12 protein-coding genes are annotated in these 14,405 nt (G+C 71.9%); 6 read left to right on the plus strand and 6 right to left on the minus strand.

Annotated features, from left to right (window positions below):
• Positions 1–28: 28 nt before the first annotated feature.
• The 3 genes from VKA29_RS30845 to gcvPA are packed head-to-tail and all read right to left on the minus strand — an operon-like array spanning position 29 to position 4,178.
• A complete protein-coding gene (locus tag VKA29_RS30845; protein WP_324789296.1) occupies positions 29–1,213 on the minus strand; it encodes an ATP-NAD kinase family protein in 1,185 nt (394 codons plus the stop codon).
• A complete protein-coding gene (gcvPB, locus tag VKA29_RS30850) occupies positions 1,210–2,802 on the minus strand; it encodes an aminomethyl-transferring glycine dehydrogenase subunit GcvPB (RefSeq protein ID WP_324789297.1) in 1,593 nt (530 codons plus the stop codon). Before gcvPB ends, VKA29_RS30845 begins: the two co-directional genes overlap by 4 nt.
• Positions 2,799–4,178 carry an aminomethyl-transferring glycine dehydrogenase subunit GcvPA gene (gene gcvPA, locus VKA29_RS30855; RefSeq protein ID WP_324789298.1) on the minus strand — a complete coding sequence of 460 codons (1,380 nt, stop codon included), beginning with the start codon at positions 4,176–4,178 and terminating at the stop codon, positions 2,799–2,801. The genes gcvPB and gcvPA overlap by 4 nt, the downstream gene beginning before the upstream one ends.
• 149 nt (positions 4,179–4,327) lie before the next feature.
• Between gcvPA and VKA29_RS30860 the strand changes: the two genes are divergently transcribed.
• The 6 genes from VKA29_RS30860 (at position 4,328) to VKA29_RS30885 (ending at position 12,507) form a co-directional block, all read left to right on the plus strand.
• Positions 4,328–5,662 carry a sugar ABC transporter substrate-binding protein gene (locus VKA29_RS30860; RefSeq protein ID WP_324789299.1) on the plus strand — a complete coding sequence of 445 codons (1,335 nt, stop codon included), beginning with the start codon at positions 4,328–4,330 and terminating at the stop codon, positions 5,660–5,662.
• A 4-nt stretch (positions 5,663–5,666) separates the two neighbouring features.
• Entirely contained in the window at positions 5,667–6,596 is a 930-nt protein-coding gene (locus tag VKA29_RS30865; protein ID WP_324789300.1) for a sugar ABC transporter permease, read from the plus strand.
• Positions 6,593–7,450, plus strand: a complete 858-nt coding sequence (locus VKA29_RS30870) for a carbohydrate ABC transporter permease (protein WP_324789301.1) — start codon at positions 6,593–6,595, stop codon at positions 7,448–7,450. The genes VKA29_RS30865 and VKA29_RS30870 overlap by 4 nt, the downstream gene beginning before the upstream one ends.
• On the plus strand, positions 7,447–9,495 hold the full coding sequence (locus VKA29_RS30875) for a beta-galactosidase (protein WP_324789302.1): 2,049 nt from the start codon (positions 7,447–7,449) through the stop codon (positions 9,493–9,495). The genes VKA29_RS30870 and VKA29_RS30875 overlap by 4 nt, the downstream gene beginning before the upstream one ends.
• Positions 9,492–11,804 carry an MGH1-like glycoside hydrolase domain-containing protein gene (locus VKA29_RS30880; protein ID WP_324789303.1) on the plus strand — a complete coding sequence of 771 codons (2,313 nt, stop codon included), beginning with the start codon at positions 9,492–9,494 and terminating at the stop codon, positions 11,802–11,804. The genes VKA29_RS30875 and VKA29_RS30880 overlap by 4 nt, the downstream gene beginning before the upstream one ends.
• A gap of 97 nt (positions 11,805–11,901) precedes the next feature.
• Positions 11,902–12,507 carry a class I SAM-dependent methyltransferase gene (locus VKA29_RS30885; protein ID WP_324789304.1) on the plus strand — a complete coding sequence of 202 codons (606 nt, stop codon included), beginning with the start codon at positions 11,902–11,904 and terminating at the stop codon, positions 12,505–12,507.
• Here VKA29_RS30885 and VKA29_RS30890 read toward each other — a convergent pair.
• The 3 genes from VKA29_RS30890 to VKA29_RS30900 form a co-directional block, all read right to left on the minus strand.
• Positions 12,488–12,898 (minus strand): hypothetical protein, encoded by a 411-nt coding sequence (locus tag VKA29_RS30890; RefSeq protein WP_324789305.1) that lies wholly within the window; start codon positions 12,896–12,898, stop codon positions 12,488–12,490. The genes VKA29_RS30885 and VKA29_RS30890 overlap by 20 nt on opposite strands.
• 255 nt (positions 12,899–13,153) lie before the next feature.
• Positions 13,154–13,660: a hypothetical protein gene (locus VKA29_RS30895; protein ID WP_324789306.1), complete on the minus strand. Its 507-nt coding sequence runs from the start codon at positions 13,658–13,660 to the stop codon at positions 13,154–13,156.
• Between the two features lie 232 nt (positions 13,661–13,892).
• On the minus strand, positions 13,893–14,333 hold the full coding sequence (locus VKA29_RS30900; RefSeq protein WP_324789307.1) for a hypothetical protein: 441 nt from the start codon (positions 14,331–14,333) through the stop codon (positions 13,893–13,895).
• Positions 14,334–14,405 lie beyond the last annotated feature (72 nt).

Consider the following 14,405-nt stretch of genomic DNA (forward strand, 5'->3'; position numbering starts at 1 on the left):
GGTTTCGAGCGCTCGGACGGTCAGGTGGTCAGGTGGTCAGGCGGTACAGCGATGTGCGGCGCCGGCCGGTGATGACGGGCAGGTGGCCTGTCAGCTCGGCGTCCAGCGCCTCGTCGCCCGTGTCGAGCAGGAGAGGCCGTCCGCTCAGAGACGCCAGCTTCTCTTCGGTGCACAGTACGAGCAGCCGGTCCCGGCCGCCTGCCGCGCGCAGCACCCGCGGCGAGATCTGCTGGTTGCCGCGGCCGAGAAGAAAGCCCTGGCCGCCGATGGGGGAGAGGGCGATCCAGCGGGGCCCCGCCGCGAGGAGGGCGTCCTCCCCGGCGTCGCGCAGAACGACCTCGGCCGGCCGGCCGGGCCGCAGCGCGAGCACGTCGACCCCGGTGAGGGAGACGTCGGCCCCCAGCGCGGCGGCCACGGCGCGGGTGGTGCTGCCCGGGCCGAGTGCCAGCAGTCCTTCGCCGACACGCTCGGCGACCTCGGCGGCGATGCCGCCGACCGCCTCCGGCGTACCGGCCGTGCTGCCGGTCTTGCGCTGCTGGACGCGCACCGGCACGTCGGGGACGGAGAGCCAGCCGTAGAGGCGGGAGGCGACGCGCCCCGCGCGCAGTTCGTCCTCGTCCCGGTCCATCACTTCGGCGTCGCGCAGGCGTACGGAGCCGGAGCGGGCGAGCCACGCGGCGGCCACCTCGCCCGCCGCGCGCGGGCTGACGCCGAACACGGCCGAGTGCATCTTGACGCCGGTCGGCACCCCGAGCACCGGGCAGCGCACCCCGTCGAGCGCGGCGAGCACGTCCCGGGCGGTTCCGTCGCCGCCGGCGAAGAGCAGCAGGTCGACTCCCTCGGCGACGACGGCCCGCACGGCGGCGACGGTGTCCTCGGCCGAGGTCTCGTCCCCGGCCCCCGGGGCGTACACGACCCGCGCCGTCAGCCCGGCCGCGGCGACGGAGCCGGCCCCCATGGCGCCGGCGGCGGTGACGATTTCCGGTTCCGCGCCGGGGAGACCACCGCCCGGCCCCGTGACCGCGTCACCCGGGGCACCGGTGCCGGACCGTGCCCGCAGTTCGCGCAGTGCCGCGGCCGCCCGTTCCCCCGCCAGGGGTCTCGCGCCCAGGTCGAGGGCGCGGTGGCGGTTCTCGGGGCCGTCGGTGCCGCCCAGGCCGACCCGGCCGCCGAGGCCGGCGACCGGGTTGACCACCAGGCCGACCCTGGTCAACGGGCAGCCTCACCGAGAATCTTGCGGCGGTAGGCGCGCCAGGAGACGGCCCAGGTGGCCGGGTCGTCCAGGGCCTCCGGGCGGATCCGGTGGATGGTCGAACGGTGCGGGGCGGTGCGGACCGTGTCCGGGGACTCGTACGCCTCGCGGGCGATCTCGGCGAGGATCGCCGCGTACTCGTCGAGGTCGGCGCGCGTGTAGGACTCGGTCGGTTCCAGGGTCATCGGCTCGGGGACGAGGTAGGGGTGGTGGCTCGTCCAGTAGTGCGTGCCGAAGTCGGCGGCGCGCAGCCCGATGTCCTCGGAGTGCAGCCCGGTGTCCCAGTGCAGCTTCTGCCAGCTGTAGCGGACCTGTTCGACGCGCGGCCGCCCCTGGGCGTACGGCACCGTGACTCCCGGGATCTGCCGGACCTTGTGGAGCAGGTAGTTGTTGTTGAGGACGGCCGTCTCCGCGGCGCAGCGCAGCCCCTGGGCGCCGAGCGACATGATCCACGCGTACGCGCGCACGAGGTTCGGCACCACCCCGTAGAACGGCCGCATCTTTCCGACCGACTCGGGCCGGTCGTCGTCCAGACGGTAGCGCTCGCCGTCGAACTCGACCGTGGGGCGCGGCAGATACGGCGCCAGTTCCTCCGTCACCGCGCACGCGCCGGCGGCCGGCCCGCCGCAGGCGTGCGGCGTCGAGAACGTCTTGTGCAGGTTGAAGTGGCACAGGTCGAACCCGGCCTCGCGGGCGCGCGTGATGCCGAGGATGCCGTTCGCGTTGGCCTGGTCGTACGAGCACAGGCCGCCCGCCTCGTGCACGATCCGTACGAACTCCTCGATGCGCGGGTTGTAGATGCCCGTGTCCTCGGGGTTGGTGATCAGCAGCGCGGCCGTGCGCGGTCCGACCGCGGCCTTGAGCGCCTCGATGTCCGGGTAGCCGTCCGCGTCCGGGTGGAGGGTGATGACCTTGAAGCCGGCCGTCTTGGCGCAGGCCGCGTTCGACGGGTGGGAGAAGATCGTCGTGATGACTTCGTCGCGCTGCTCCAGTTCGCCGCGCGCGGCGAAATAGGCCCGGATCATGGCCACGTTCGTGTAGATCGCGGCGGAGCCGGCCCCCGGCTGGAGGGACACCCGGTCCATGCCGGAGATCTCCTTCAGGAGCAGTTCCAGGCTGTGGATGATGCCGAGGACGCCCTGGACGGTGTCCTCGTCCTGGAGCGGGTGCAGTGCGGCGATGCGCGGGTCGCGGGCGAACTGGTCGTTGACCTTGGGGCTGTACTTCATGGTGCAGGTGCCCTGGCCGACGTCGATGTTGAGGTCGGCGCCCAGGTTCTCCTGGGACAGACGCAGGTAGTGGCGCAGGACCTGCTGCTGCGACATCTCGGGCAGGGCGGGCGGCTCGGCGCGGCGCAGTGCCGGGGGAATCTCCGCCGGGGCCACGGAGGGGTCCGGCGCCGGGACGAGGACGCCGCGTTCGCCCGGTGAACCGAGTTCGAAGATCAGCTTCTCGTCCCAGGACGCCTGCTGGAAGCGGCGCAGCGGCGGCTTGGGCGCGATCCGCGCATCCTCCGGGGAGACCGGTACGGGGGCGTGGTGGGCGGTCACTTGACGATCTCCTCGAGGACGGTGGCGAGCCGGTCGATGTCGGCCTTGGAGTGGACTTCGGTGACGCAGAAGGCGGCCTCGTGCTCGCCGGTGGGCACGGAGCCGTAGATGCCGCGCTCCCGGAGGCCGGCGCGTACCTCGGCGGCGGTCGTGCCGCAGGTGTAGCGCACGGTGAAGTCGGCGAAGTGCAGCGTGTCGCCGAACGGGACCTCGATGCCGGGCACCTGGGCGAGGCGCTGCCGGGCGTACGCGGTGTGGGCGAGGATCGTCTCGCCGATCTCCCGCATGCCCTGCGGTCCCATCAGGGCGAGATACACACCGGCGCCGATGCCGTGCAGCGCGGCCGCCGTGCCCACCCACTCCTTGCCCTCCTCGCGCAGGGCGAACGAGGTCCGCTCGTACGCCACGTCGCCGAAGCCGTACTCGCCCTCCACCGAGGTGGGCGCGAGCCCGAACAGACGCGAGGGGTACTCGGCGACCAGCCGTTCCTCGTCGTGGGTGGCGATGAAGCCGGCGTTGCCGCCGCCGAAGCTCTGGTGGATGCCGAGCGGCTGGATGTCGCCGCAGGCGATGTCCGCGCCGTACGCGGAGGGAGGCGCGAGCACGCCGAGGGTGAGCGGATTGCAGCCGACGACGTACAGGGCGCCCGCGTCGTGCGCGAGTTCCGCGAGCCGCGGCAGTGACGCGTCGACGATGCCGAGGGCCGACGGGGCGTCCGCGTAGACGGCCGCGGTGTCACCGGCGGCCAGTTCCTCGCGCAGCGCGTCGAGGTCGGCGCAGCCCGTCTCCGGGCCGACCGGGACCACGGTGACGTCATGGTCGGGACGGAGGTAGTCCCGTATGCGCGACAGCTTGTCCGCGTCGATCGCGGTGGCGACGAGCACGCGGCGGCGCCCGGTGACGCGGCCCGCCATGCGCAGGGCGGTCCCGGCGGCCTGGAAGCCGTCGTACACCGGGACGTTGACGACCTCGACGTCGAGCAGCTCGGCCATCATCGACTGGTACTCCCACAGTGCCTGGAAACGGCCGTGGTCCTCGTAGGGCTCGCCCGCGTAGGCGGTGAGGAACTCGCTGCGGTTGACCACCTCGTCCACGACCGCGGGCACGTGGTGCTGGTAGCAGCCCGAGCCGAGGAAGCTGAGGACCTCCCGCGTCGAGGTGTTGCGGGCGAGCAGTCCCTCCATGTGCCGGACGAGTTCGGCCTCCGAACGCAGCGGAGCCGGCAGGTCGAGGGGGCGGTGCAGCCGGATCCCGTCCGGGATGTCGGCGTAGAAGTCCTCGGTGCTCGCCGCGCCGATCTCGTCGAGCATCGCCCGCCGCACGGCCGGCACTGAGTTCGGGATGTAGGGGTGGACAAAATTCTCGGACGACGTCATGCCGTGCCTTTCGCGGGCAGGGTCAGCTTGGTCCGGCCGGGCCGGCCGGTCTCGGAAGTCTTTGCATGTACACATCTTGACGGCGGGCGCTGTCATTCAGTGTTCTGAATACAGCATTAGGCATTCAGCTCCAGGAGGCAAGAGTGTCAATGAGACCCACGCGGCGGACCGCCCTGGCCACAGGCCTCGCGGCCACGGCGTCGACCCTGCTCGGCGGCTGTGTCATGGGAGGCGCGAGCGGCAGTGGACAGGCCCGCGACATCGGGGCGAAAAATGATGAAAAGGGAGGAAAGGTCAAGGGGAGGATCACCGTCTGGTCCTGGGACGTGGCAGCCAAGGCCATGAAGCGCCTCGCCGGCGACTTCGAACAGCGCCACCCCGGCACCACCGTCGACATCGTCGACGTCGGCTACGACAACGCCTACGACAAGATCACGGTGGGCCTGCGCGGAGGCACGGGCCTCCCGGACGTCCTCACGGTCGAGGGCAGCCACATGCCGCGCTACATCGGCAACTTCCCGGCCGGCTTCTACGACCTGACGAGCCTCGGCGCCCGCTACGGCGGCGACTTCGACCGCGCGGCATGGCGCACGGTCACCGGCCCCGGCGGCAGGCTGTACGCCCTGCCCTGGGACATCGGCCCGTGCGCCCTCTACTACCGCACCGACCACTTCCGCGCCGCGGGCGTCGACCCCCGCTCCCTGCGCACCTGGAACGACTACGTCGAGGCCGGCATCCGTATCAAGAAGGCCACCGGTCACAAAATGCTCATCCAGGACCACACGGACGCCGGGATCCTGCCGATGCTGCTGCAGCAGCAGGGGCAGTCCTACTTCGAGGGCGGACGCGTCGCCGTCGACACCCCGGCGGCCGTCAAGGCCCTGACCCTCATGAAGACCCTCAGCGACGAGGGCCTCGTGGCCTACGAGAAGGGCTGGGACGGACTCGTCACCGGCACCAAGGAGGGCAAGGTCGCCACGACCCCCACCGCCGCCTGGTGGACGGGCACCCTCCTGTCCGACATGCCCGAGCTGAAAGGCAGGTTCGGGGTGGTGCCGCTGCCCGGCTTCACCGCCGACGGCATCCGCACCTCCAACATCGGCGGATCCACCCTCTGCGTGCCCGCGCAGAGCAAGAACCCGAGGCTGGCCTGGGCCTTCATCGAGTTCCTGCTCACCGGCAAGGCCAACCAGATCTCCATGCTCGAACACGAAGGTCTCTTCCCCGCCTACCTGCCCGCCCTCGACGACCCCTATCTGAGCGAGAAGCAGGACTACTTCGGCGGACAGCGCGCCCTCGCCGTCTTCGCCCGCCTCGCCCGCAACATCCCTCCGGTCGAGAACAACAAGGACGACGCCAAGGCCTCCGACATCATGACCTCTGCCGTCAGCGGGGTGATGCTGCACGGCCGGGACCCACGCCGCGCCCTGGACTCGGCCGCCGGTCAACTCGCCAGAGCCACCGGCCGCGGAAGGGTGAAGTAGCGCGATGGCCGCTCCCAGCACCCTCGGCCGACCCCGCACCCCGGTGCGCACACCTCCCGCGGCACGCGGCGGACGACGGCGCCCCCGCCCGGCCGGCTGGATCTTCGCAGGCCCCGCAGCCGTCCTCTTCACGCTCTTCTTCGCCTATCCGCTGGGTGCGAGCCTGCTGCAGAGCTTCACCTCCGAGGACGCGGGCACCACCCGCTGGGCCGGGCTGGGCCAGTACCGGCGGATGATCGACGACCCGGCGTTCCTGGAGTCGCTGTCCAACACCGGCCTCATCCTCGCCGTACAGGTCCCGGTGATGATCGGCCTCGCACTGGCCGTCGCCGTCCTGCTCAACCAGTCATGGCTCCGCTTCCGCGGCACCTGGCGCGCGGTCTACTTCCTGCCCGCCGTCACCACCCTCGTCGCGTACGCCGTCGTCTTCCAGGTCCTGCTCAAGACGGACGGCGGCCTCGTGAACCAGCTGCTCGGCGCGATCGGCCTCGGTCCGGTCGACTGGCTCAACAGCCCGGCCTGGGCCCGCGTTTCGCTCATCGTGTCCCTCACCTGGCGCTGGACCGGATACAACGCCGTCATCCTGCTCGCCGGGCTGCAGACGATCGGCAAGGAACAGTACGAGGCGGCCTCGATCGACGGCGCCGGGACCCTGACCACCTACGTCCGCGTGATCCTGCCGCAGCTGCGGCCCGTCGTCCTCTTCTGCTTCGTCACCTCCACCATCGGCACCCTCCAGCTCTTCGACGAGAACTACGTCCTCACCCGCGGCGGTCCCGACGACGCGACCCTCACCCCTGTCGTCTACCTCTACAAAGTCGGTTTCCAGCAGCTCGACTTCGGCTACGCCGCAGCGATCGCCTGGGCCGTCGTCGCGCTGACCGGCGCGGTCTCCCTCGTCCAGTACCTCGTCTTCGGAAGGGAGCACCGGTGAGCGCACTCCCCGCGGCACCGGCACGGGCCCACCCGGTCCGCCGCGCCGGCCGCAACCTCGTACGGCTGCTGCTCGCCCTCGGGGCCGTGGCCAGCCTGGTGCCGTTCGTGTGGATGGCGATCGCCGCCACGCACTCCACCCCTGAACTGTTCCGCTCGCCGCCGCCGTTCCTGCCCGGCGGACGGCTGCTCGACAATCTCGCGCGCCTCCAGGACACCATCGGATTCGGCCGTGTGCTCCTCAACAGCGTCGGGATCGCCGTCGTGTACACGGCACTCAGCTCGCTGATCTCCGCGATGTGCGGCTACGGCCTCGCCAAGTACCGCTTCCGCGGCCGTCGTCTGCTGCTCGGCGCGGTGCTGGCGACGATGATGATCCCGTTCCAGGTGCTCCTGGTGCCGCTGTTCCAGATGATGGCGAGCCTCGGCTGGACCGACTCCTACCAGGCCGTGATCCTGCCGTTCCTCGCGAACTCCTTCGGCATTCTGCTGATGCGGCAGGCCTTCGTGGACTTCCCCGACGAACTCGTCGAATCGGCCCGCGTCGACGGCTCCGGGGAACTGCGCACCTTCTACCGGGTCGTGCTTCCGTGCGTACGACCCCAACTGGGAGCCCTGGTGATCTTCACCTTCATGGGCCAGTGGAACAGCTTCATCTGGCCTCTGCTCGTCCTCAACACCGAGGACAAGTACACCGTGCCCGTCGCGCTCAACACCCTCACCGGCCTGTCCCATGTCGACTACTCGGGGCTGATGCTCGGCTCGCTGCTCGCGACACTGCCGCTGATGGCACTCTTCCTGCTCTTCCAGCGGCAGTTCGTGGCCGGACTGCTCGGCGGGGCGGTGAAGGGATGAGCCGCCCCGCCCGCGACCGTCTCACCCGGATCCCCGGCCTCCTGTACGGCGGCGACTACAACCCCGAGCAGTGGCCCGAGGAGGTGTGGGCCGAGGACGCCAGGCTGATGCGAGAGGCCGGGGTCACCCTGGTGACCGTGGGCGTGTTCTCCTGGGCCCGGCTCCAACCCGGCCCGGACACCTGGGACTTCGCCTGGTTCGACCGGCTCCTCGACCTGCTGCACGCCCACGGCGTCGCCGTCGACCTGGCCACCGCCACCGCCTCACCGCCCGCGTGGCTGGTGCGCGCGCACCCGGAGATCCTGCCCGTCACCGCGGACGGCGTACGCCTCGAATTCGGCTCGCGCCAGCACTACTGCCCCTCCTCCCCCCAGTACCGGGCCGCCGCGCTGCGCCTCACACGGGCCCTCGCCGAGCGGTACGCGAACCATCCCGCCCTCGCCCTGTGGCACATCCACAACGAGTACGGCGACCACGTCACGGAATGCTTCTGCCCCCGCTCGGCCGACCGCTTCAGGGCCTGGCTCCGCGAACGCCATGGCACGATCGACGCCCTCAACCACGCCTGGGGAACCGCCTTCTGGTCCCAGCGCTACACCACCTACGACGAGATCGAACCGCCGCGCACCGCGCCCGGACCGGTCAACCCGACCCAGCTCCTCGACTGGCGGCGGTTCTGCTCCGACGCGCTCCTCGCCCTGCACCGCGCCGAACGCGACGTCCTGACCGAACTCAGCCCGGACACCCCCGCCACGACCAACTTCATGTCGATGTTCAAGGCGCTCGACTACTGGGAGTGGGCCCGGCACGAGGACTTCGTCTCCGACGACGCCTACCCCGACCCCGCCGACCCGCGCGCCCACATCACCGCCTCCCTCACCTACGACCTGATGCGCTCCCTCAAGGGCGGTACACCCTGGCTGCTCCTCGAACAGGCACCCTCGGCGGTCAGCTGGCGCCCGGTGAACGTCCCCAAGCGGCCGGGCCTGCAACGCCTGTGGTCGCTGCAGGCCCTGGCCCGAGGCGCCGACGGCATCATGTACTTCCAGTGGCGGGCCTCCCGCGCCGGAGCGGAGAAGTACCACAGCGCCCTGCTGCCGCACCGCGGCACCGCCTCGCGCGGCTGGCGCGAGACGGTCCGCTTCGGCACCGAACTCGCCCGCCTCGCAGAAGTCGCCGGCAGCCGCCTCACCGCCGACACCGCGATCGTCCTGGACTGGGACTCCTGGTGGGCCCTGGAGTCCGACGACCACCCCTCGGCCCGGATGCGCTGGCCCGACCTGCTGCGCCCCTGGTACACGGCTCTGCACGCCCGCAACATCACGATCACCTTCGTCCCCCCGCACGCCGTCCTCGACGGCTACCGGGCCGTCCTCGCGCCCAACCTGCACCTCCTGCGCCCGGAGCACGCCCGCCGGATCGCCGACTACGTGCATGCCGGAGGCCACCTCGTGTGCGGCCCGTTCAGCGGCGTCGTCGACGGGCACGACCACATCCACGACGGGGGAGCACCCGGCCCGCTGCGGGACGTGCTCGGCCTGTCGGTGGACGAGTTCTGGCCGGTCCCCGACGGGGAGACGACCGCCCTGGCCTCCGGAGCCCGGGCCGCGTTGTGGACCGAGTGGATCGTGCCGCAGGGCGCCGAGACCGCCGACACGTACACCTCGGGCCCGCTCTCCGGCCGGCCGGCCGTCACCCGGAACCACCACGGCTCCGGAACCGCCTGGTACGTGAGCTGCCACCTCGGCGAGGACATCGGCGACGTACTCGACCGGGCCCTCACCGCAGCGGGCGTTCAGCCCGTCCTGGACGCCCCCGCAGGCGTCGAGGCGACGACCCGGGCCGGCGAGCGGGGCACCTACCTCTTCCTCCTCAACCACGGTGACCGGCCCGCACGGATCCCCTTGTCCGGCGCGTACGCCGCGGGCGGCACCGATCTGCTCACCGGACAGGCCGTTCACGGCCACGTGGTTCTCGAACCGCTCGGCGCCGCGGTCGTCCGCGTCGCCCCTGCCCCCGACTCCACCGGAGGGACCGACCAGTGACCGGACACCGACCCCTGCACGCCCTGACCGCGCTGCTGCTCGCCGCGGCCGCACTCACCGCCCCGCAGGCCGCCTCCGCCGCGGCCCGTCCGCAGCCGCCGTCCCGCTACGCGGACGTCCTCGATCTGCACGGCACCCCCACCGCCGCCCTGCCCGGTGACGACGAGGACGACAACCCCGTCACCGTCTTCGCCGACCGCGGCGCCTGGCACGCCTACGCTCTGCCCGAAAACGGCGACCGCGCCGCCTACGGAGGCTTCACCGGGCCGCTCTACATGGCCCAGGAATACCCGTGGTGGCTGAGCACCTCCTTCAGCCGCATGCGCCTCGCTGAGGGCGGACACACCCTGGACCTGGCCGCGGGAGGCCCACCCCGGTTCACCTCGCTGCCCGGGCTGCTGCGCCAGTCCTACGACCTCGGACGCGGCCTGAGCCTCACGCTGGAGCTGCGGTTCGCCACCGCGCGCAGCGCACTCGTACGAGCCGAGTTGCGCAACACCGGTACCGCGACGCGCACCCTGCACGCCGGCTGGACCGGCAGCCTGCTGCGCCCCGCCGACCCGCCGATGCGCGACGCGCCCTCGCTCACCGCCACACCGACCGGCGTCGGCGTCGACTTCGCGAAGGTCCGCGAGGTGTGGGACTACCTCACGGACGGCACCGAACGCTTCGAGGTCACCCACAAGGAACCGGTCCGCACCACGGTCGACGGCGACACCTACCGGACACAGGCCACGGCACCGGTGACCCTCGCCCCCGGGCAGTCGCACCGGTTCGACTGGACCGAGTCCTACACCTTCACCGCCGGCGAACGCACCCGCGAGGCGCGCAGGGTGCGGCACGTCCTCGCCCGCCCCTCGGCCGAGGCCTCCGCCGCTGACGAGCGCTGGCGCGGCTATGTCCGTGACGTGACCCGCGGCGTGCCGGCGGACCGGCGGCGCACGGCCGTGAAGTCGTTGCAGACACTCGTCACCAACTGGCGCAGCGCGGCCGGGCAGATCAAGCACGACGGCATCACGCCGTCGATCTCGTACAAGTGGTTCGCCGGCGGCATCTGGGCCTGGGACACCTGGAAGCAGGCAGTCGGCACCGCGCGCTTCGACCCCCGGCTCGCCCAGTCCCAGATCCGCTCCATGTTCGACTGGCAGATCCGGCCGGACTCCCGGACCCGGCCGCAGGACGCCGGAATGATCCCGGACGTCATCTTCTACAACGATCCCCCGCGCGGCGGCGGCAACTGGAACGAGCGCAACTCGAAGCCCCCGCTGGCCGCCTGGGCCGTGTGGGAGGTCTACCGCAGGAGCGGCGACACGGCCTTCCTGCGCGAGATGTACCCGAAACTCGCCGCCTACCAGGACTGGTGGTACCGCAACCGGGACCACGACCACAACGGCCTCGCCGAGTACGGCGCCACCGTCGACCCCGCCAACGACTCGCCCGAACAGCGGCGCCTGGCCGCGGCCTGGGAGAGCGGCATGGACAACGCCCCCCGCTTCGACGCCGCGCTCGGCGCGTCCGTCGTCGCCAACCGGGCGGCGGACGGCACTGTCCTCGGTTACTCCCTCGACCAGGAGTCCGTCGACCTGAACGCGTATCTCGCCGCCGACCAGGGGTACCTGGCGCGCATCGCGGCCGTCGTGGGGCACGACCGCGACGCCCGGCGATGGAAGGAGAAGTCCGCCGCCACCCACGCTCTCGTACGGAAGACGATGTACGACCCGGCCGACGGCTGGTTCCACGACACCGCGCTCGGCACCGGGAAGCCGCTCACCGCGCGTGGGCGCGGCATCGAGGGCGCCGTCCCGCTGTGGACCGGCACGGCGTCCGCCGCGCAGGCCCGAGCAGTGCGCGACCGGCTGACGGACGCCGGGGAGTTCGCGACCGGGGTGCCGTTCCCCACGGTCGCGAAGAGTTCCCCGTACTTCTCGCCGACCGACTACTGGCGGGGCCCCGTCTGGCTCGACCAGGCGTACTTCGCCCTCGGCGGCCTGATCCGCCACGGCTACGGCAAGGACGCCGAGGCCCTCACCGACCGGCTCCTCGCGCATGCGTCCGGACTGATGGGCAACGGTCCGATCATGGAGAACTACGACCCGGTCACCGGGGCAACGCTCAACTCGCCGAACTTCAGCTGGTCGGCGGCGTTGCTGCTGCCGATGCTGGCCGGAGACGAGAGGCCGGCCGGGGACGTCGTACCGGCAGGGGACCGGTCCGGGAGCACGGAGAGTCCGCGCCCGTGTGCTCGTGGTGCGTCCGGGCGCGGGGGCGATCCCGGCATCCTGGCGGTCCGTCGTAGGCCGGGCGGGTGAGAACAGCCGGCGGATCCCGCCCTCGTCCGCGCCGGCCTTCGGTGCCGCAGGTTCAGTCGCTCGTCCGAGCGGCGTACGGCCGACATATAGTTCGGTCATGAGCCGATGGAATGCGCTGACCGGGGGGACGTCCGGGGAGGACTACGCCGCGAGGTTCGAGGCCCTGGCCCTCAGCGGGAAGGACGTGCACGGTGAGGCGCGTTTCTGCGCGGCTCTGGTCCCTGCCGGAGCCCGAGTGCTGGACGCCGGGTGCGGCACCGGACGGGTCATGATCCGGCTCGCGGAGCTCGGGTACGACTGTGTCGGGGTGGATCTCGACGAGTCGATGCTGGCAGTGGCGCGGCAGCAGGCGCAGGGACTGCCCTGGTTCCGGACAGACCTGACCGGGTTCGACCCGGCCCTGCTCGGCATCGCCGCGGACTTCGATCTCGTGGTCGCGGCGGGCAACGTCTTCCCGCTGCTCGCTGCCGGCACCGAGGCCGCGGTGGTCGAGCGCCTGGCCGCGGCCCTGCGTCCGGGCGGTCTGCTGGTCGCCGGCTTCGGCCTGGACGAAGACCACCTGCCCGTGCCGCCCGGCATAACGCTGGCGGAGTACGACGACTGCTGCGCCGAAGCCGGCCTCACCCTCGTCGACCGTTTCGCCGGCTGGGACGCCGATCCCTACGGAGGCGGCGGCTACGCCGTCAGCGTCCACCGCCGCTGAGGAGTACGGGACGGGCGACGTGCCCGGCCCGGTCGGCGGGCCCGGAGCGCCGGCGCTCCGTCGGACGGCGCTGGAGACCGGCGATGTCCCCGGCCTTCTCGAACGCCGTGCGGGACTCGGCCACCACGGCGTCGTGCCGCTTCGCGCGAGCCGCCCGGTCCGCCGGCACCAGCCGCTCGGCGGCCTGCACGGCGCAGGCGTCCGGATCGCCGAAGGCGTTGTGTGGGTGCTGCCCCGCTTCCGCGCGGTGCGCCGTCGCCTCCTCGACCGTCCGGAGTACGACCGCCCGGTCCACGCCCGGCCGCACGGCCGGCCGTACCTGGAAGCGTGCCATCCACTTCGCGCGGTCCTTCCCCCGAGCCGCGCCCATCGTCGGGTCCTCCTCCGTCATGTCTTCTCCCGGCTGACCGCCGGCCGTTCTTCGTGGCGTGGGACGCCCGGGCGGCACACCCGGTTGCCTGAGCACCCTCGTTCCCTGCCGCCTCGCGCGAGCCGTGCCGTGCCGATGAGCCGGAGGGCGAGCCGGCGGTCGCGGCGCGGACGGGGGCGGGCAGGCGGCAGCTGCCGGGCGCGCTGAGCGCGCCCGGCAGGAGGTGCGGTACCGGTCGGGTGTTCCGGTGGCGCACTTCGGGTCACTTGCCCGACGTCACCACCAGCCGCCGCAGTAGGAGACGCCGCCGCCGGGGCGGTGCAGGCACAGCCGCATCAGGGCCTTCCGGGTGTAGCGGTACTTGTTGCTGAAGGACTTGTTGCCGTAGGTCGCGCCGAGGAGGAACTTCCTGCCGTCGATGCTCGCCTGCACGACGACCTGACGGTTGGCGGGGGCGTGGTAGTGGTGGACGGTGCCCCACAGCGTGCCGTGGTAACGGCCGGGGAAGCCGCTCTGGGGGTACCAGGTCTTGCAGACGTCGGCGTATCCGTAACTCCGCTGCGTCCGCAGCCTCGTGCACGCTCGGGTACGGAGCGCGACCGACGTGTCGGCGGACGCGTCCGCGGTCGGGGCGGCTGCCGTGCCGGTGGCCGGTGCGGTCACTGCCGCGGCGGTGACCGCACCGGCCGGCGCGGGGGCTGCCGCGGCGGGCGTTCCGAGGGCGAGGCCCATGCCGAGCGCCGCGGTCGACAGGGCGACGGTGGCGCGTGTGCGCACGTTCATGATCGTGATTCCTCCGTTGGCGGTTGCCGCCGGGCCGGCTGTGACCCGGTCCGTGCGGTGTGCCATCGAGTTCACCGCCCACGGCGTTGTTCAGCAGGCCCCCTCCGCCACACTGAACAATCACGGCGTGGCGGCCGGTTCTCCGGCCGTGACCAGCCCACCGCCGACCACGGGCCTCCGAAGGCCGACGGGTGATCAATCACCCGGCGCGACCGCCCTGTTGATGAGGAGGTCAGGACAGCCTTCCGTAGATCCGCTGACCGCTGATGGCCTCAGCGCGGGCGAGATCGGCGATGGCGCCGAGTGCTTGCTCGGCGATCTCGGGTATGCACAGGGACTCCTCGGCTTCGGCGCATCCCAGGACCCAGCCCACGACCGCCTGATCGATATCGGCCGGTGTGGCGTTCCGCACCCTCTCGACCAGCGCCTGCGGCACCTCGAACACCGCGGCACCGCTCTCCTCGTCCAGGGCGATGATGTGCGGCCTCGCGGCCTCGGTGACTGCTTCCATGTCCCGGCCGGCAAGGAGGGCCTCCCAGGCAGGCAGCGCGTTCTCTGGATCGAGTTGGTCGAAGTCCAGCTCAACGGCGCCTGCCGCGGGGGCTGTTGCGAGCATGACCGCGGCTGTCCGCTCGTCCGGCGCGGTGAAGAGTCTCAGTGTGTTGCTGTTCATACCGGGAGATGGTGACCCACCGGTGTTCGTCCTTGCCCGGCGGGGTCCCGGCCCCCGGACTCGGCGAGTCGT

Origin of the sequence: Streptomyces sp. H51, assembly GCF_035656535.1 — a bacterium.
GTDB lineage: Bacteria > Actinomycetota > Actinomycetes > Streptomycetales > Streptomycetaceae > Streptomyces.

Bases quoted from the DNA above. Each gene is read 5' to 3' on its own strand.
- gcvPA (WP_324789298.1), bottom strand. From the start codon at position 4,178: ATGACGTCGTCCGAGAATTTTGTCCACCCCTACATCCCGAACTCAGTG.
- VKA29_RS30860 (WP_324789299.1), top strand. From the start codon at position 4,328: ATGAGACCCACGCGGCGGACCGCCCTGGCCACAGGCCTCGCGGCCACG.
- VKA29_RS30865 (WP_324789300.1), top strand. From the start codon at position 5,667: ATGGCCGCTCCCAGCACCCTCGGCCGACCCCGCACCCCGGTGCGCACA.
- VKA29_RS30875 (WP_324789302.1), top strand. From the start codon at position 7,447: ATGAGCCGCCCCGCCCGCGACCGTCTCACCCGGATCCCCGGCCTCCTG.
- VKA29_RS30885 (WP_324789304.1), top strand. From the start codon at position 11,902: ATGAGCCGATGGAATGCGCTGACCGGGGGGACGTCCGGGGAGGACTAC.
- VKA29_RS30890 (WP_324789305.1), bottom strand. From the start codon at position 12,898: ATGACGGAGGAGGACCCGACGATGGGCGCGGCTCGGGGGAAGGACCGC.
- VKA29_RS30895 (WP_324789306.1), bottom strand. From the start codon at position 13,660: ATGAACGTGCGCACACGCGCCACCGTCGCCCTGTCGACCGCGGCGCTC.
- VKA29_RS30900 (WP_324789307.1), bottom strand. From the start codon at position 14,333: ATGAACAGCAACACACTGAGACTCTTCACCGCGCCGGACGAGCGGACA.